Origin of the sequence: Agromyces kandeliae, from assembly GCF_009674665.1 — a bacterium.
Taxonomy (GTDB): Bacteria; Actinomycetota; Actinomycetes; order Actinomycetales; family Microbacteriaceae; genus Agromyces; species Agromyces kandeliae.
On the sequence record NZ_WKJD01000006.1, the window covers coordinates 327,243 to 345,073 of the forward strand.

Annotated in this window: 16 protein-coding genes; 7 read left to right on the forward strand and 9 right to left on the reverse strand. The window is 72.5% G+C overall.

The window, feature by feature from the left end; all coding sequences use genetic code 11:
• Positions 1 to 18: 18 nt before the first annotated feature.
• Together GJR97_RS03860 and GJR97_RS03865 are read right to left on the reverse strand one after the other, a co-directional pair.
• Entirely contained in the window at positions 19 to 1,284 is a 1,266-nt protein-coding gene (locus GJR97_RS03860; RefSeq protein WP_154345167.1) for an AAA family ATPase, read from the reverse strand.
• The gene (locus tag GJR97_RS03865; RefSeq protein ID WP_154345168.1) at positions 1,284 to 1,922 is read right to left on the reverse strand and encodes a hypothetical protein; all 639 of its coding nucleotides are present in this window, start codon (positions 1,920 to 1,922) and stop codon (positions 1,284 to 1,286) included. The genes GJR97_RS03860 and GJR97_RS03865 overlap by 1 nt, the downstream gene beginning before the upstream one ends.
• A 129-nt stretch (positions 1,923 to 2,051) precedes the next feature.
• Between GJR97_RS03865 and GJR97_RS03870 the strand changes: the two genes are divergently transcribed.
• Positions 2,052 to 2,345, forward strand: a complete 294-nt coding sequence (locus GJR97_RS03870; protein ID WP_154345169.1) for a helix-turn-helix domain-containing protein — start codon at positions 2,052 to 2,054, stop codon at positions 2,343 to 2,345.
• 6 nt (positions 2,346 to 2,351) lie between these two features.
• Here GJR97_RS03870 and GJR97_RS03875 read toward each other — a convergent pair whose 3' ends face one another.
• Complete coding sequence (locus GJR97_RS03875; RefSeq protein ID WP_154345170.1) at positions 2,352 to 2,939, reverse strand: hypothetical protein; 588 nt, start codon at positions 2,937 to 2,939, stop codon at positions 2,352 to 2,354.
• A 175-nt stretch (positions 2,940 to 3,114) separates the two neighbouring features.
• On the opposite strand from GJR97_RS03875, the gene GJR97_RS03880 reads away from it, so the two are divergent.
• Both GJR97_RS03880 and GJR97_RS03885 read left to right on the forward strand, forming a co-directional pair.
• Entirely contained in the window at positions 3,115 to 3,564 is a 450-nt protein-coding gene (locus GJR97_RS03880) for an Rv3235 family protein (RefSeq protein ID WP_154345171.1), read from the forward strand.
• Positions 3,565 to 3,613: 49 nt separating this feature from the next.
• Positions 3,614 to 4,873: an adenylate/guanylate cyclase domain-containing protein gene (locus GJR97_RS03885; protein WP_154345172.1), complete on the forward strand. Its 1,260-nt coding sequence runs from the start codon at positions 3,614 to 3,616 to the stop codon at positions 4,871 to 4,873.
• 84 nt (positions 4,874 to 4,957) lie between these two features.
• Here GJR97_RS03885 and secA read toward each other — a convergent pair whose 3' ends face one another.
• The 6 genes from secA to mtrA all read right to left on the reverse strand — a co-directional run bounded on the left by secA (position 4,958) and on the right by mtrA (position 13,611).
• Positions 4,958 to 7,756, reverse strand: a complete 2,799-nt coding sequence (gene secA, locus GJR97_RS03890; RefSeq protein ID WP_324613119.1) for a preprotein translocase subunit SecA — start codon at positions 7,754 to 7,756, stop codon at positions 4,958 to 4,960.
• Between the two features lie 180 nt (positions 7,757 to 7,936).
• Positions 7,937 to 8,647, reverse strand: coding sequence for a ribosome hibernation-promoting factor, HPF/YfiA family (gene hpf, locus GJR97_RS03895; RefSeq protein WP_154345173.1), 711 nt, complete (start codon positions 8,645 to 8,647; stop codon positions 7,937 to 7,939).
• A 105-nt stretch (positions 8,648 to 8,752) separates the two neighbouring features.
• The gene (locus tag GJR97_RS03900; RefSeq protein WP_324613120.1) at positions 8,753 to 9,448 is read right to left on the reverse strand and encodes a ComF family protein; all 696 of its coding nucleotides are present in this window, start codon (positions 9,446 to 9,448) and stop codon (positions 8,753 to 8,755) included.
• Between the two features lie 102 nt (positions 9,449 to 9,550).
• The gene (locus GJR97_RS03905) at positions 9,551 to 11,251 is read right to left on the reverse strand and encodes an LpqB family beta-propeller domain-containing protein (RefSeq protein WP_154345174.1); all 1,701 of its coding nucleotides are present in this window, start codon (positions 11,249 to 11,251) and stop codon (positions 9,551 to 9,553) included.
• Positions 11,244 to 12,917: an MtrAB system histidine kinase MtrB gene (gene mtrB / locus GJR97_RS03910; protein ID WP_154345175.1), complete on the reverse strand. Its 1,674-nt coding sequence runs from the start codon at positions 12,915 to 12,917 to the stop codon at positions 11,244 to 11,246. Before mtrB ends, GJR97_RS03905 begins: the two co-directional genes overlap by 8 nt.
• Before the next feature lie 13 nt (positions 12,918 to 12,930).
• Entirely contained in the window at positions 12,931 to 13,611 is a 681-nt protein-coding gene (gene mtrA / locus GJR97_RS03915) for an MtrAB system response regulator MtrA (protein WP_154345176.1), read from the reverse strand.
• Between the two features lie 138 nt (positions 13,612 to 13,749).
• Here mtrA and GJR97_RS18670 point away from each other — a divergent pair, with 138 nt between their 5' ends.
• Genes GJR97_RS18670 through GJR97_RS03935 form a run of 4 tightly spaced genes read left to right on the forward strand, consistent with a single transcriptional unit; the run spans position 13,750 to position 17,829 of the window.
• Positions 13,750 to 14,934: a hypothetical protein gene (locus GJR97_RS18670; RefSeq protein WP_154345177.1), complete on the forward strand. Its 1,185-nt coding sequence runs from the start codon at positions 13,750 to 13,752 to the stop codon at positions 14,932 to 14,934.
• On the forward strand, positions 14,925 to 15,593 hold the full coding sequence (locus tag GJR97_RS03925; RefSeq protein WP_324613121.1) for a DUF4129 domain-containing protein: 669 nt from the start codon (positions 14,925 to 14,927) through the stop codon (positions 15,591 to 15,593). The genes GJR97_RS18670 and GJR97_RS03925 overlap by 10 nt, the downstream gene beginning before the upstream one ends.
• On the forward strand, positions 15,590 to 16,861 hold the full coding sequence (locus GJR97_RS03930) for a DUF4350 domain-containing protein (protein WP_324613122.1): 1,272 nt from the start codon (positions 15,590 to 15,592) through the stop codon (positions 16,859 to 16,861). The genes GJR97_RS03925 and GJR97_RS03930 overlap by 4 nt, the downstream gene beginning before the upstream one ends.
• Entirely contained in the window at positions 16,858 to 17,829 is a 972-nt protein-coding gene (locus tag GJR97_RS03935; protein ID WP_154345178.1) for an AAA family ATPase, read from the forward strand. Before GJR97_RS03930 ends, GJR97_RS03935 begins: the two co-directional genes overlap by 4 nt.
• The last annotated feature ends 2 nt before the right edge of the window (positions 17,830 to 17,831 follow it).

A 17,831-nucleotide genomic window follows, 5' to 3' on the forward strand; every position in this document is an offset into this window, starting at 1 on the left:
CCCACCCGAGCGGATGCCTCAGGCCGCAGCCGCACGCCGGCGCACGGCGCCGAACACGCCCCGGCCGGAACGTCGCTGGACGGGCTGCGGGAGCAGCCGTTCGTCGACGTACGAGCGCAGCGCCGCGCGGAGCGGCGACCGCGGCGCCGCGTCGCGGAGCGTGCGGGCGGTGAGGATCGCGGCGTCCGCGGCCCGACCGTCGTGCGGCAGCAGGACGGCGTCGGCCAGCCCGGCGAACCGGCGCAGGGTCTGCCGCACCTGCGCGTGGGCGTCGATGCCGAGCGCGCTGGTGCGCACGCGGTTCACGACGACGTCGATCCGGTCGGGATCGACGTGCTCGACGAGCTCGGCGTGTCCACGGAGGAGGCGGGACAGGCCGACGGGGTCGGCGAGGCCGACGGCCACGACCCGGTCGGCCGCGGCGAGGGCGGCGAAGGTCGCGGCGTTGCGTCGGGGCGCGAACGGATCGCTCGTCAGCTCCTCGTCGCGCTCGAGGCTGAAGCCGACGTCGACCACGACGAACTCGAAGCGCGCCCGCATGACCCGGAGCGCCTCGACGACGCGTTCCTGCGAGAGCTCGGGCCACCGGCTCGGGCCGACCAGGCCCGTGAAGACGTCGAATGACGCCCTCGGAGCGGAGTAGCGCTGCGCGATGCGCTCGAGCTCGACCCGGTCGAGCGCACCGGACCCGGCCAGCCGGCACGCCGAGGCGAACCCGGGCGTCTCGTCGAGCAGCCCCAGCGCGGGAGCGATCGCCCCGCCGTACGGGTCGGCGTCGACGAGCGCCACGAGGTGCCCGGCGGCGGCGAGCTCGGAGGCGAGGCCGACGGCCGTCGTCGTCCGCCCGGGCGCTCCGGCCGGGCCCCACACGGTGACGATGCCCGCGGCATCGGCCCGGTGCGACGGGTCGGCGTCGGTGGACGCGTCGCCGAGCCGGGACGGGACGGGCGGTCCGCCCGTGAGCAGCGCCTCGAGCGCCGCGAACTCGGCATCGGCATCGAGCACCTCGTGCAGGCCGATGCGATCGGCCTCGGCCCGGTCGCGGTCCGACGACGCCAGCGCGACGAGCCGGACGCCCCGCGCGTCGCAGGCGCCGAGGAGCTCGGCGTCGAGCGTCGCCGCACCCGCGCCGACCACGACGACGTCGGGCGCGAGAACGTCGAGGCAGTCGAGCACGTCTCGCCGCCCGACCACCCGCGCCACGATCGTGTGGCCGGCCTCCACGAGGTCGGCGAGGATGCGATCCTCGACGGCGGGGTCGAGTGCGAGCGCGATCCGGGCCATCAGCGTGCGCCGGTCGCGGCAGCCACGGCGGGAACGAGGTCGATCGCATCGCCCGACGCGAGCGCCTCGAGCAGTGCAGCCGTCTTCGCACGCGGGATCAGCAGTTCCACGCTCGGCCCGTCGCCCGCGACGATGCCGTCGGCCTCCAGGACGGCGGCGACCTCGGCGCCGGCGACGAGCACGACGGGCGGCTCGAACACTCCGCGCTCGAGTTCGCCCGCGGCCCAGACGTCGACGACCGCCCCCGGTTCGATCTCGCGCGCGAGCAGGCCGCGGCTCGGCACGACGAGCGTCGCGGTCCCGACGCCGGCGACCTCCGCGACGGATGCCGCGGGCACGAGTTCCCCGGCCCGCACCGTCCGCGTCACGACGAGCCCGTCGTCCGGGACGTCGCCCGGCACGAGGTAGCCGCCGGCGAGGTCGCCGAGTCGCACCCGCTCGACCCTGAGGTCGGCCGACGTCACGCGAGAGCCCGCCGTCACCGTCACGGGTGCGACGAGGACCCGGGTCGTGTCGTCGAACGAGTCGACCACGGCCCAGACGCCGATGGTCGACCCTGCGACGAGCGCGAGCCCGAGGAGCAGCCGCAGATCCACCCGCCTCCGCTCGCGGGCCGGCCGCGTCGGTCGTTCCGCCATCTGTGAGTGCTCCTCCCCTGGTCGCAGCCGGGTCGGCGACCGCCACCCATCGTCGCCGGAGTCCGAGAGGACGCCGTGAAGTTATCCACACGACACTCTGCCGGAGCGGCACGCGCCGATACTTGAGTGATGGTCCACCACGCTGCGGGAGAGCCGATCGGCCGCTTCCTCACCATCGCCGACACGGCGGAGGTGCTCGCGGTCGACGTCGAGACCGTGCACGAGCTCGTGCTGTCGGGCGAGCTGCCGGCCATCCGCATCGGCGACCGCGGCCCGTGGCGCGTCGAGCGCTCGCAGCTCGAGGTGTTCATCGAGATGCGCTACGAGTCCACCCGACGCGAGGTGGCCTGGAACGAGGGCGAGTTCGGCAACGTGATCGAGTTCGCCGGAGTCCGCCCGGGCGGCCTGCGCCCGGTCGACTGAGGAGGATCACGTCGCGTCGGCCGCCAGGACGACGGTGATCCGCTCGAACGGCACCAGGCGGTACCCGCGGACCTCGCGCTCGCGGCGTGGGACGCCGGGCTCGTGCAACGCGAGGTCGAGGTGGTCGGCTGCGACGCGGTCGATGGTGCCGTGCACGCTGCCGTCGAGGGTTCGCACCTCGACGCCGGCGCGACGTCGACCGAGGTCGCGCAGCGCGAAGGCGAGCCCGATGCGCTCGATGAGCCCGCCCAACGCCGTCTGGGAGGCGAGGCTCTCCTCCACCTGCCGACGGCTGGCGGACACGGCGGCGATCGCGGCGACCGGAACGACGCACTGCGCCCCGGGGCGCCCGGCAGGAACGCCGCCGATCCAGTCCCGGCCGAATGCCGTCGGCCGCAACTGCATCGACGTCGCGTCGACGAGGTCGAGTCGGATCGCGCCGTCGTCGGCGCCCGACATCGCGGCGATCCGCTCCCGCAGCCCCAGGCGGCCGATGCGCGCACGCTCCGACTCGATCGCGAGCGACCGCGTCTCCTCGAGGCGCTCCCGGTCGAGCTGCGACTCGAGGTCGTCGAAGAGCCGGTCCCACCGCATGCGCCGACGCTACCGCCGCTCGTCGCACGTCGACTCGGTTGTCCACAGGCGACCATTTCCCTTGACACCCGTGCGCCGGCGCCCCTACCGTTCGATCTAGACCACCCGATCACCCCCGAAGAGGGGGCACGTCGCGGCGGACCCCCGCCGATCGCCCCGCCCTACTGGAGCCGTCATGACCGCACGCCAGACCGGCGCGCCTCGCAGCGCCGCGATCCACGGGACGAGTGCCCGCCGCCTCGACCTCGACGACTACTTCGCCCGGCAGCGCGCGGGGCGCGCCGAGCTGCCCGACCCCGAACCGGTCCTGCGGAACCTCACGCACTGCGTGATCGAGGTGCTCGCAGGCGCGCGCGACCTCGAGCAGCTCGCACGATGGGTCACCGATGACGTCTATCGCAACCTCTCCAAGCGCGTCGTCCTCGCGGCGCGCGCGCGGCGCGTGAAGGACCTCGTGCCGCAGCGCCCCGCATTCACGGTCGGGCGCGTGCACCTCAGCGAGCCGGCCGACGGCATCGTCGAGGCCGTCGTCATGGTGCACCAGCGCGCCAGGTCCCGGGCGGTCGCGATCCGGCTGGAGGGGCTCGACCAGCGCTGGCGGGCGAGCGTCATCAGCGTGCTGTGATCAGGGTCGACCCCACCCGCGCGGCGACCCGATCCAATAGGCTCAGGCGATGGAGCCCAGCTCGACGTCGGCGAGCCGCATCCCCCGCCTGGTCGCGGCCGTGGCATCCGCCGGCTTCTCGATCGACGACGACGACGATCGCCGCATGGAGAAGTCGGTCCTGACGTTCACCGCGGTGTTCACGGCACTCGTCGTGACGCCGTGGGCGGTGTTCTACTACGCGATCGGTCGCCCGGTCGCGGCCTCGATCCCGTCGTTCTACGTGCTCATGACGGTCGTCGGGCTCCTCGTGCTCCGTCGGACGCACGAGGATCGGTGGTTGCGCGCATCGCAGCTCGTGATGTTCCTGCTCCTGCCTCCGCTCGTGCACGTGGCGCTCGGCGGATTCGTGCAGAGCAGCGCCGTCATCCTCTTCTCGCTCGCGGCGCCCATCGGCGCCCTCTCGTTCACCCGCGCTTCGCGACCCTGGACCGTGTTCGCCGTGTTCACGGCGATCGTGGTGGCGCTCGTTCCGCTGGAGCCGGTGCTCCGCGACCTGGTGCCCCCGCTCGACTCGAGCGTGATCACCGTCTTCTTCGCGGTGAACATCGTCTCGATCTCGACCATCATGTTCGTCGCGATGGCCTCCTACGTGAACTCGCGCGACCGGCTCGCCGCCGCGCTGGCCGACGAACGCGACCGCACCGACCGGCTGCTCCGCAACGTGCTCCCCGACGCCATCGCCGACCGGCTGATCGCAGGCGAGCGACCGATCGCCGATCGCTACGAACGCCTCGGCGTCCTCATCGCCGACATCGTCGACTTCACGAGCCTGTCCGAGTCCGTGTCCGCCGACGACCTGGTGCACGACCTCAACGACGTGCTCCGGGAGTTCGACGCGCTCGCCTCCCGGCTCGGCGTGACCAAGGTCAAGACGATCGGCGACGCCTACCTGGCGATCAGCGGGGGGCCCGCCGGAGCGGTGGACCTGTCCGCGCTCGCCGACCTCGCGCTCGGACTCCGCGAGATCGCGGCCGCACACGCCATCGGCGGACGCACGGGCATCCGCCTGCGCATCGGGATCGACGTCGGACCGGCGGTCGCGGGCGTCATCGGCGACTCCCGCTTCCTCTGGGACGTGTACGGCTCGACGGTGAACACCGCGAGTCGCATGCAGTCGACCGCGCCGCCGGGCGCGATCCAGTTGAGCGACCGCGTCGCGGCGGGCCTCGGACCCGCCTACCGCGTCACCGAACGGGGCATCGTCGAGGTCAAGGGCCTGGGGTCGGTGCACACCTCGTTCCTCGACGGTCGGGGCGAGACCGGCTGAGCCGCCTCCGCGCGCGGTGGTCCCGACTCCCGGAACACGCCGACGGCCCGGGTCTCCCCGGGCCGTCAGTGCGCGCTTCGCGGGTCAGCGCCCCTTGCGCTCGTGGGCACGCCGCTCCTGGCGGTTCATCGGGCCCGCGTCGCCCTCCTGCCGTTGGCCGAACGCCCCGCGCGCGGCGGGCGCCTGCGGCTGCTGCGGCTCCGCGGATTGCTGGGCCACGGCGCGGCGGGCGCGCTGGGTCGCCGCCTGCTGGAGCTGGCCGCGCTGGTTGCGGACCTCGACTCCACCCGAATCGCTCGGCGCCGTGTAGCTGAGCTTCTCCTCGGGAGCGGTCGGCCGCTGGAGGCCCTTCGCCTCGATGCGCGGGCCTGCGACGCCCGCCTGCGGCGCCACCTCGACCTCGAGGTTGAACAGGAAGCCGATGGTCTCCTCGCGGATCGAGCCCATCATCTGCTGGAACATCGCGTAGCCCTCGCGCTGGTACTCCACGAGCGGATCGCGCTGCGCCATCGCGCGGAGGCCGATTCCGTCCTTGAGGTAGTCCATCTCGTAGAGGTGGTCCCGCCAGCGACGGTCGATGACCGACAGGACCACGCGGCGCTCGAGTTCGCGCATCGCGGGGCTGCCGAGCTGCTGCTCGCGGCGCTCGTACGCGAGCTTGGCGTCGGAGAGGATCTCGCGCCGGACGAAGTCGCGGTTGACGCGACCCTTCTCGCCGGCCTCTGCGACGACCTCGTCGATCGTGATGCCGATCGGGTAGAGCGTCTTGAGCTCCGCCCACAGCGCGTCGAAGTCCCACTCGTCGGGGCTGCCCGCCGCGGTGTGCTCGTCGAGGACCTCGTCGATGACCTGCTCGAGGAAGCTCTGGACGCGGTCGTGGAGGTCGTCGCCTTCGAGGATGTGCCGGCGGTCGGAGTAGATCGCCTCACGCTGGCGGTTCAGGACGTCGTCGTACTTCAGGACGTTCTTGCGGATCTCCGCGTTGCGCGCCTCGACCTGCGACTGCGCGGAGCGGATGGCACGCGTGACGACCTTCGACTCGATCGCGACGTCGTCGGGGACGCCCCGCGACATGAGGCTCTCGGCCGCGCCCGCGTTGAAGAGGCGCATGAGGTCGTCCGTGAGCGACAGGTAGAAGCGGCTCTCGCCCGGGTCGCCCTGACGACCGGAACGGCCGCGCAGCTGGTTGTCGATGCGCCGCGACTCGTGGCGCTCGGTTCCGAGCACGTAGAGCCCGCCCGCGTCGAGGACCTTCTCCGCCTCGCCCGAGGTCTCGGACTTGATCCTCTCGAAGACCTCGTCCCACGCCGCCTCGTACTCCTCCGGCGTGTCGACGGGGCTGAGGCCGCGCTCGTGCATCTTCTGCACGGCGATGAACTCGGCGTTGCCGCCCAGCATGATGTCGGTTCCGCGTCCGGCCATGTTCGTCGCGACGGTGACGGCGCCGTAGCGTCCCGCCTGCGCGACGATCGCGGCCTCCCGCGCGTGGTTCTTGGCGTTCAGGACCTCGTGCCGCACGCCCTTCTTGGCGAGCAGGCGCGAGAGGTACTCGCTCTTCTCGACGCTCGTCGTTCCGACGAGGACGGGCTGGCCCTTCTTGTGCCGCTCGACGATGTCCTCGACGACCTGGGCGAACTTGGCCTCCTCGTTCTTGTAGACGAGGTCGGGCTGGTCGATGCGGACCATCGGCTTGTTCGTCGGGATCGCCACGACGCCGAGCTTGTACGTCGACATGAACTCGGCCGCCTCGGTCTCGGCGGTACCGGTCATTCCGGAGAGCTTGTCGTAGAGGCGGAAGTAGTTCTGCAGCGTGACGGTCGCGAGGGTCTGGTTCTCGGCCTTGACCTGCACGCCCTCCTTGGCCTCGATCGCCTGGTGGATGCCCTCGTTGTAGCGTCGGCCCACGAGGATGCGACCGGTGTGCTCGTCGACGATGAGCACCTCGCCGTTCATCACGACGTAGTCCTTGTCCTTCTTGAACAGCGCCTTCGCCTTGATGGAGTTGTTCAGGAACGAGATGAGCGGGGTGTTGGCGGACTCGTACAGGTTGTCGATGCCGAGGTAGTCCTCGACCTTCTCGATCCCCGGCTCGAGCACGCCGACCGTGCGCTTCTTCTCGTCGACCTCGTAGTCCTCGCCCGAGACGAGCCGCTTGGCGAGGTTCGCGAACTCGGTGAACCAGCGGTTCGCCTCGCCCGATGCCGGACCGGAGATGATGAGCGGCGTCCGCGCCTCGTCGATGAGGATCGAGTCGACCTCGTCGACGATCGCGAAGTAGTGACCGCGCTGGACCATGTCGCCGGCCTGCCATGCCATGTTGTCGCGCAGGTAGTCGAAGCCGAACTCGTTGTTCGTGCCGTACGTGATGTCGGCCGCGTACTGCTCGCGGCGCACCGCGGGGGTCTGGCCGGCCACGATGCAGCCGGTCGTCATGCCGAGTGCGCGGAAGACGCGACCCATGAGCTCGGACTGGTAGCTCGCGAGGAAGTCGTTGACCGTGACGATGTGCACGCCACGACTCGTGAGCGCGTTGAGGTAGGCCGCGGTCGTCGCCACGAGCGTCTTGCCCTCGCCGGTCTTCATCTCGGCGATGTTGCCGAGGTGGAGTGCGGCGCCGCCCATGAGCTGCACGTCGAAGTGTCGCAGGCCCAGGGTGCGGCGGCTCGCCTCGCGGACCGCGGCGAACGCCTCGGGCAGGAGGTCGTCGAGCGACTCGCCGTTGCCGTAGCGTTCGCGGAGTTCGACGGTCTCGTGCTTGAGCTCCTCGTCGCTCAGCGCCCGGAAGTCGTCTTCGAGGGCGTTGATCGCGGCGGCGTAGTTCTCGAGCCGCTTGAGTGTGCGACCCTCGCCGACGCGGAGGACCTTTTCCAGAATCGAAGCCACGAACTGCTCTCCCGTTGTCGTTCAGGCGTGCGACGTCGGGGTGGGGCACCCGCGCACGCCGGAGGTTCCGCCTTGCCGACGGTCATCATAGCCATGCTACTGGGCAGTGGACTGGGCGACGGCCCCGAGCGCACGCCGGAGGCGTGCCGCGCGGGGCCGTCGCGGGTCGGTGGAGCCGGGTCAGGCGCTCGTGCGCGCGAGCCCGAGGGCCGCGGCCGCCTCGGCCTGGTCTGCCTGGGCGTGTTCGTCGAGGCCGATCACGCCGTAGTCCCAGCCCTTCCGGCGGTACACGACGCTCGGCCGATGGTTCTCCGAGTCGATGAAGAGGTAGAAGTCGTGGCCGACGAGCTCCATGTGGTACAGCGCGTCGTCGACGGTCATGGGCGTCGCCGCGAAGACCTTGCGACGGATCACCACGGGCGAGTAGTCCTCGTCCTCCTCGGCCGCGGACTCCTCGCCGACGACCGGGATGTTGCCGGTACGGACCTTCTCGAGGATCTCGACGTCAGCGGCCTGCACGCCCATGTCGGCGAACCCCGCGTCGGTCGCCTCGCGGAGCGAGGTCGGGCGGCGGCTGCCGCCTCGGTGGACCTTCCGTCGGTCCTTGGCACGGCGGATGCGCTCGAGGAGCCTCCCGAGCGCGACATCGAGCGCCGCGTACTTGTCGGCCCCGTCGGCTTCGGCTCGGACCACCGGGCCCTTGCCGACGAGGGTGAGCTCGACCCGGTCCAGGCCGGAGTTGTTGCCGTTCTTCTCGTTGTGACGGCTGACCTTGATGTCGAGCGAAATGGCTCGGTCGGACAGGCTGGAGACTTTCTCGGCCTTCTCGGCCGCGTAGGCGCGGAATCGATCGGTCACTTCCAGGTTGCGTCCGACGATGTTCAGTTCCATGTCAACCTCCATCCACCGGCGTGTCACCCGGTTCTGAAGGGGTGGTTCGACCACGCCTGTCCTGACACCGTAGCCCCCGAGGTGTCGGATGTCACGGGTCGATGTTCACGCGTCCGCATCTCCTCGGGCGATTCGCAGGCGGGTCTGGGCGAGCACCGAGATCGCGTCCACCGATCCCCCCGCCGCGCGGATCGCGCGAACCGCATCGGCGAGCGTCGAACCCGTCGTCACGATGTCGTCGACGAGCAGGAACCGCCGTCCGACGAGGGAGCGCGGCGCGGCGAACGACCCGTCGGAGTTGGCGCGCCGGGCCTCGCGGCCGAGCGCCGCCTGGTCGACGCGGTCGCCGGCCCAGAGGACGTCGGAGGGTGCGAACCCCGCCCGGCTGACGAGCATCCGGACCGGGTCGTACCCGCGGGCCCGCCGGGCGCGGGCGGTGGAGGGGACGACGGCGATCTCGCGGGGGACGCCGTCGGCGAACGCCACCGCCGCAGCGCCGATCGCGCCTCGGAGCGCCCCGCCGAGGACTCGAGCGACGTCCGTTCGCCCCTCCTCCTTGAAGGCGCGGATGACGCGCGCGGGCGTGCCGGCGTACTCGAGCGCCGCCCACGTCGCGATGCCCGCACCCGCGCGATCGACCCGCACCGGGCGCGGCACGATCGCGGCGCGGCATCCGGCGCAGAGTCCCCTATCGGGTGCCGCGCACGCGGCGCACGCGACGGGCAGGAGCAGTGCGAGCGCGTCGAGCAGGGCGGCTCGCGCCGCGCCCGACCACGCTGTTCCGTGGGGCGAGGGGGTCACGGATGAAGGATGGCGTGCGCAGGCGGCCGCCGGCGCGCGGCGGGCACCGCCACCCCCGGCCGGGGTGACCGCCGCCCGTGGGGAGGACCGGAGCGCGTGCCCTCAGCCGGTCTGCTGCGTCACGAGGAAGCGCAGCTCGCGAGCCTGCACCTGCCAGCCGACCCCCGCGCCGGTGGCGAGGTCGCCGTCCGAGGTGAGGATCCTGAGGTCGCGCAGGCTGTTCGCACCGTCGACCTGGATGCCCTGCGGCGGCCCGTCACGGGACTCGGCGGGCGTGCCGAGCTCCTGCACCGTCAGTCGCGTCTCGGAGTCGGAGGTCTGCGTCAGCGTCCCGACCGTGCGGGAGTCCAGCCAGGCGACGTCCAGCGGCGTGCCGCCGGACACGGCGAGCTCGAGCGTCACGGGCCCGAGCTCGACCGGGACGCCCGCCCCGTCGCGGACCACCGACGCGGCGACGAGGCGCGTGCGCGAGCCGTCGACGAGCAGCGCCGCCATGCGCGTGCCGTCTCGTGAGAGCTGGAGCGACACGATGCGGTCGGCGTTCCACGGCACGCCGATCTGGGCGCTCGACCCGTCCTCCGCGAACCAGGCGAGCTCGTCGGGCGCGTCGCGTGGCACCGACCACACCGTCCCGTCGACGTCGAGCGCGGGCGTGATGAGTCCGTCGCGGGGATCCAGGAGCACGGTGTCGGCGCCGGATCGCACGAAGTGCACGCCGTCGGCCGCGAGCACCGCCGCGGCCGTCGCGTCCGACCCGAGCGCGGCGCCGACCGGGCCGAGCGCCACGACCTGCTCGGACACGCCCTCGATCGGGGTCACCTGGTCGCCCGCCGACGACAGGTAGCCGAAGGCCTCGCCGTCGTAGACGGCCGGACGCGGATCCACCCGCAGCGTCCGCTCCGGCAGGTCGGACGTCTCCGGGGCGCTCAGCGGCACGCCGTTCAGGGTGAGGGACACGTCGTCGACGTTCCGGACGGGCGCGAGGCTCTGCTCGAGCTGGTATCGCATGAGCTGGATGGTCCGCAGGTTGTCGAACGCCGGGCCGGTCAGGTCGACCTCCGCGGTCCCGCCGGTGACGGGGACGGTGGACTGCCCGAGCTGGACGCCCTCCGGGAAGGCGGATGCCACGCCCGGTGCGAGCCACTCGACGGGTCCCGCGAGCAGCGCCCGCACGATGCTGGTCTGGAGCGAGTCGCGGCCGGCGAACCAGCGCACGTCGGGGACGACGTACCGGAACTCCGGGTCGAAGAACGCGAGGCTGTAGTCGCGGTAGACCAGCCTGAAGCTGGTCTCGTCGATGAGGACGCCGGGTGGCGCGAGCGAGATCCGCCACTGCTCGTCGACCTGCTCGAAGCGGTACTCGAGTTGCACGGGCTCGGTCGATCCGGCCGCGATGTACTGGCCGTTCTCGGCGAGGCTCGCCTGCGGCACGACCCGCATCCGGATCAGGTCGTCGCCGAGCTGGGTGTACGAGCGGTCGGCGAGCACGTCGACCGACACCGCGGCACCCGACTCCCACTCGTCCGCGAACGTCGGCGTGAGGAACTGGCGGGCGATCTCGTAGTTGCCGCTGGGACTCGCGGCGGCGTCGATGAAGCCCTCGAGGATCTGCTGCTGGGTCGCGTCCTCGCGCGGTCCGCGCGGGAGCACGTCGACGTCGACGGGCTGCTCGGTGGCCTCGGGCTTGCCCTGGTTCACGACCCCGCTCGTGGGGATGGACACGCACCCGGCGAGCAGCGCGACGAGCGCCGCGGCGCCGAGCGCCGCCCGCGCCAGGCGCTCACGGACCGGGCGGCTAGACATCGCTGACCTCCTGGATCGCGGACGCGTCGTCGACCCGCGGTCCGCCCCCTGCAGGTCCGGGCGCATCGGGATCCGCCGGTTCGAGCGGGAGCGGCGGGACGACGGTGCCGCTCTCGTCGTGCACTCGGGGAAGGACGAGGCGGAAGACCGTGCCCCGGCCCTCCCGCGACCAGACGTCGAGCGTGCCGCCGTGGGCGACCGCGTCCTCGAGCGAGATCGCAAGGCCGAGACCGGTTCCGCCGATGGTGCGTCGACGACTCGGATCCGCACGCCAGAACCGGTCGAACACGCGCTGGGCAGCCTCGTCGGACATGCCGAGTCCGTAGTCGCGGACCGAGAGCGCCACGGCGGTCGCGTTCGAGTCGACGGCGACGACGATGGGGCGTCCCTCACCGTGCTCGATCGCGTTGCCGATCAGGTTGCGGACGATGCGTCGGATCCGACGGGGGTCGACCTCCGCGTCGAGGTGCCCTCCGGGCGCCTCGAGGCGGAGCTCGCTGCCGCGCTCGTGCGCGAGCGACTGCATCGACTCGACGGACTCGGCGGCGAGGTTCACGAGGTTGGTCGGCTCCGTCTCGAGCTCGACCGAGCCCGCGTCGTACCGGCTGATCTCGAGCAGGTCGGCGAGCAGCGTCTCGAACCGCTCCGTCTGGGTCTTGAGGAGCTCCGCGGTCCGGGCGGTCGCGGGCGGGAAGTCCTCGCGCTGGCCGTACAGCACCTCGCCGGCGAGCCGGATGGTCGTGAGCGGCGTGCGGAGCTCATGCGAGACGTCGCTCACGAAGCGCTGCTGCATGACCGACAGCTCCGCGAGGTCGCGGATGCGTGCCTGGAGGGTGTCCGCCATGCCGTTGAACGACTCCGCGAGCGCCGCCAGCTCGTCCTCTCCCTTGGCGGGCAGCCGGACGCCGAGATCTCCCGCGGCCAGTCGCCGGCTCGTGGCCGAGACGGCCTGGATGGGCTCGATCACCCAACGGACGACGATGAGCGTGATCGCGCTGAGGAGCGCGATCAGCGCGACCGCGCCGATCGCTCCGGTGAGCTGCATGAACGCGAGGGTCTGCGCGGCGTCCGCGAGGTCGTAGCCGATGTACAGCTCGTAGCGCCCGGCGCCCCCGGGGATCACCAGGTCCCTGCCCACCACGATGCCCGGGACCGGCTCGTCGTCGCCGCCGACCAGTTCGACCGACTGCCAGAACTGGGTCTCCGGGTTCTCCTGGACTCGCTCCCGGAGCTCGGGCGAGATCTTCCCGCCGAGGTCCGGACTGAGGAAGTCCGGAGGCGCGAGTGCGACCGGCGTCGTTCCGGGCGCACGGAACAGCGCGATGTCCGGGCTGCCGGAGACCCCGATCACCGTCTCGATCGCGTCGTTGGTGACGGCCTGCACGGTCGCCCGGTCGGCGGCGTCCGATGAATCGAGGATGCCCTGGGCGGCTGCGGCTGCCGTCGCCGACGCTCCGAGCGCGTCCTCGACCTGGGCCTGGAAGAGGTTCGACGCGACGGTGAACGAGATCGTGAAGCCGATGACCAGGATCGCCAGGCTCGACAGCCCGAGCGTGATGAGCACGGTGCGGAACTGCAGCGACCGGCGCCACAGCGTCGAGAAGCGCCGGATGCGTTCGCGGAGCCATCCGGCGGCGCGCTGCGCCGGACCTGCCGCGGTGGACATGGCGCGACCCGCCTCAGGTCGTGGCGCCGGCGCGATAGCCCACGCCGCGGACGGTCATCACGATCCGCGGGTTGTCGGGGTCGTGCTCGACCTTGGCGCGCAGGCGCTGCACGTGGACGTTCACGAGTCGCGTGTCGGCCTTGTAGTGGTAGCCCCACACCTGCTCGAGCAGCATCTCGCGCGTGAAGACCTGCTGGGGCTTCGATGCGAGCGTGAGCAGCAGGTCGAACTCGAGCGGCGTGAGGTTGATGCGCTCGTCCCCGCGCCGGACCTCGTGTCCGGCCGCGTCGATCTCGAGGTCGCCGACCGAGATCGTGTCGACGACCGTGTCGGGCGCCGGGCGGAGCCTCGTCCGGATGCGGGCCACCAGCTCCTTCGGGTTGAAGGGCTTGACCATGTAGTCGTCGGCGCCTGACTCCAGGCCCTTGACGACGTCGGCGGTGTCGCTCTTGGCCGTCAGCATAATGATCGGCGTGCCGCTCTCGGCCCGGATGCGACCGCACACCTCGATGCCGTCCATTCCCGGCAGCATGAGGTCGAGGAGCACGAGGTCGGGCTTGGCGTCGCGGAACGCCGCGACCGCACCGCCGCCGTCGGCGCAGAACACCGGGTCGAACCCCTCGGTGCGCAGCACGATGCCGATCATCTCGGCGAGGGCCGTGTCGTCGTCGACGACGAGTACGCGAGGCGTCATGCGTTCGTTCTCCGTGGGTTCCGGCACGCGGACCGGGCGGCGGTCCAGTGGCACCAGCGTAGCCGTTCGAGGCGACGCGTCGGCCGTGGGCGGCCTGTGGCAGCATTGTGGAATCCCCCGGGAAGGAGCACGACGCACGTGTCGGATCAGCAGTGGCATCCCCCCGCTCCCCCGGCGAGCACCGGATACGGGCCGCCCCCGCTCCCCCCGGGCGCCGCCGTCCCGCCGTCGCCCGCGTACGGCGCACCGACGCCGACCGGGTACGGCGCGCCGACCGGCGGATGGACCCCGCCGCCGAAGCCCGGCCTGCTGCCGCTCCGGCCCATGGGCTTCGGCACGCTGCTCTGGGCGCCGTTCCGGACCCTCCGGCGGAACCCCGCCCCGGTGTTCGGCACGGGCCTCGTCGTCCAATTGGCCTCCGTCGTCGCGACCGCCGCGGTCTTCGTGCCGTTCCTCGTCCTCGCGATCGGGCGCATCGAGTCGGCGAGCGCGGCCGACCTCGACGCGGTCATGGCCGGAACGATCGGATGGCTCGTCCTGCTGACGCTCGTCCCGCTCGCCGTCGGCGTCGTGGCCGGGGCGTTCCTGCAGGGCGTCATGGTCATCGAGGTCGCGAGCGGAACCCTGGGCGAGCGGCTCGGGTTCGGCGCGCTGTGGCGGCGCGCCGCGAGTCGGATCGGTCCGCTCATCGGCTGGACCCTGCTCGTGAGCGTCATCGTGCTCGGCGTCTTCGCCCTGCTCGCCACGATCGTCGTCATGACGGCCCTCATCGCACCCGACCCGCTCGCGATCGCCGGCGTGCTGCTCGTCGTGATGCTGCTCCTGCTCGGGCTCGCCGTGCTCGCCGCGTGGCTGGGGACCAAGCTGGCGCTCGTGCCGAGCGTGATCGTGCTCGAGCGTGCGGGCATCGGGCAGTCGGTGCGACGCTCGTGGCAGCTCACGACAGGGCACTTCTGGCGCACCTTCGGCCTGATCCTCCTCGTCGGGCTCATCGTCTCGACGATCGCGCAGACCGTCGTGCAGGTGCCGATGCTCGGCGGCACGATCCTCGCCGTCATCCTCGACCCCACTGCGGGCGCCACGTACGAGGCGGTGACGATCGCCTCGACACTGGTGGGCACCGTCCTCTCGATCCTCATCGGCGCGATCGTGGCCGTCGTGCAGGCCGCACTGATCGCGGTGATCTACATCGACCTCCGGATGCGCTCCGAGGGACTCGACCTCGAACTCGAGCGTCACGTGGAGGCGAGGGAGGCGGGCCGACCCGTGACGGACCCGTTCGCACCGGTCCCGACGGGCGATCCGACCCCGACGTGGTCCTGACCGCGCTCGCGCGGCTCGAGCCGCCGCTCGACCCCGACGCGCCCGAGGCGCGCCGCTGGGTGGTCGACGAACTCGCCGATCCGGTCTACCGCGCGGCCGAACCGACGCTCTTCGACCTCGCGGCGCAGGCGGTGCGCGACTGGATCGCGAGTCTCTTCAGCGGCGCCTCCGGGCTGCCGGTTCCGACGCTCGCGCTCATCGCGGTGCTCGTCGTCGCCGGGCTGGTGGGCCTCGGCCTCCTCGTGTTCGGGCTCCCGCGCCTGCGACGACGCGCGCCCGCCGGGATCGCGCTCTTCGACGACGACGACCTCCGTGATGCCGCGACGCTCCGCGTCGCGGCCGAGCGGGCCGCGGCGTCCGGCGAGTGGGCGCTCGCGATCGAGGAGCGCTTCCGAGCGCTCATGCGCGCCCTCGTCGAGCGCGAACTCGTGCGCGTGCACCCCGGCACGACGGCGCACGGGATGGCTCGCGCGGCGGCCGTGCCCTTCCCGGCACACGGGCCCGCAGTCGAGCACGCCGCCGACGCGTTCGACGGAGTGCGCTACCTCGGCCGCACCGGCGACGCCGACGCGTACGCCGAGGTCGCCGCACTCGACGCCGAACTCGGCAGGGCGCACCCGCTCACCGCACCGACGACGCCGATCGGAGCCGGAACGTGAGCGCCGCTCGCGAGGCCGAGACCGCGTCGACGGCTCGCACCCGATCCGACCGGCCGGCCCCCGCGATCACGCCCGGCGTGCGCCGAACGCTCCGACGCGGGCGGACCTGGATCGTCATCGCGCTCGCACTCCTCGCCGGCGCCCTGGTCCTGGTCGTCGTCCAGGGCGCGGTCCGAGCGCCCGGGTCTCCGCTCGCGGCCGACAACCCGGCGCCCGGCGGCGCGCAGGCGCTCGCCCGCGTCCTCGCCGACCGGGGCGTCGAGGTCGGCCAGGTGCGCAGCCTCGATGGCGCGCTCGACGCCGCACGCGGCGGAGCGACGATCCTCCTGCACGACGACCTCGGAGTGCTCGATCGCGAGCGCGTCCGCGAACTCGCCTCCGTCGCCGACCGCATCGTCGTGGCGCGGCCGGACTTCGCCGCCCTCGAGGTCCTCGCGCCCGGAGTCCGACTCGCCGGGGCCGCGGGAGACGCTCCCGCGGACGCCGCGTGCGCACTGCCGGCCGCCGACCGAGCCGGCGCGCTCTCCGACGGTCAACGCCTGCTGGCGATCGACGATGACGCCGAGGCATCCGGATTCGCGGGCTGCTTCCCGTCGGGCGATGGATTCGCCGTCGTCGCCGGGACCTCCCCCGACGGCGCCGAGGTGGTCCTGGTGGGCGCCACGACGCCGTTCGCGAACGAGACGATCGACGAGGCCGGCAATGCGGCCCTCGCGATCGGCCTGCTCGGAGAGCGCGACGCGGTCGCCTGGTACCTCCCCGGGCCCGGTGACGCGGATGCCGCGGACGCGCCGAGCCTCGCCGAGCTGACTCCGGGCTGGGTGAGCCCGGTCCTCGTCCTCCTCGTGGTGGTCACCGTCGCCGCGGGGATCTGGCGAGGTCGGCGATTCGGCCCGCTGGTCGTCGAGGACCTCCCCGTGCACGTCCCGGCATCCGAGACCGGCGAGGGCCGGGCTCGCCTCTACGCGAGGGGCTCGGCGAGGCTGCGTTCACTCGACCAGCTGCGGATCGGCTCCATCCGGCGACTGGCCGCCGCACTCCGCCTGCCGCGGTCGGCCGAGGTCGACGCCGTGGTCGCGGCCGCAGCGAGCACGACCGGACGACCCGCGGCGTCCGTTCGCGCACTGCTCGTCGACGCCGAACCGCAGGGCGACCGAGACCTGGTCCGCCTCGCTCGCGACCTCGACGGACTCGAACGCGCCGTGCACGCCGCGATCTCACCCGATCAGGCCCTCGAAGCCACCGACCCGACAGGAAGGCGACCATGACCGACCCGACCCCCGACGACGCGCAGTTGCGCGGTGCGCTCGACCGTGTCCGCACCGAGGTGGGCAAGGCGGTCGTCGGCCAGGACGGCGCCGTGACCGGCCTCATCATCGCGCTGCTCGCCGACGGGCACGTGCTGCTCGAGGGCGTCCCCGGCGTCGCGAAGACGCTGCTCGTGCGGACCCTGAGCCGGACGCTGCGCCTCGAGACGCGACGCGTGCAGTTCACGCCCGACCTGATGCCCGGCGACGTCACCGGGTCGCTCGCGTACGACCCGAGATCGGGCGAGTTCGCGTTCCGGGAGGGACCGGTGTTCACGAACCTGCTCCTGGCCGACGAGATCAACCGCACGCCCCCCAAGACGCAGTCGGCGCTCCTCGAGGCCATGGAGGAGCGGCAGGTCTCGGTCGACGGGGTGACGCGCCCGCTGCCCCGCCCCTTCCTCGTCGCCGCCACCCAGAACCCGATCGAGTACGAGGGCACCTACGCCCTGCCCGAGGCCCAGCTCGACCGGTTCCTGTTGAAGCTCGTGCTCGACGTGCCCGAGCGCGAGGCGGAGGTCGCCATGCTCCGACGCCACGCCGACGGCTTCGACCCGCACGACCTGGCCGCCGCGGGCGTCGAACCGGTGCTCGGCGCGGCCGAACTCCTCGCCGCCCGGGCGGCCGCCCGCCGCGTCGGCGTCGCCGACGACGTGCTCGCCTACGTCGTCGACCTCGCACGCGCCACGAGACGGAGCCCCTCGATGCGACTCGGCGTGAGCCCCCGCGCCGTCGCGGGCCTGCTCGCCGCAGCGAAGGCGTGGGCGTGGCTGACCGGTGTCGAGAAGGTGACGCCCGACCACGTGCAGGCCATGCTGCTGCCGGCATGGCGCCATCGCGTGCAGCTCCGCCCGGAGGCGGAACTCGAGGGCGTGTCGGTGGACCAGGTGCTGCGATCCGTCGTGCAGCAGGTGCAGGTCCCGCTCTGACG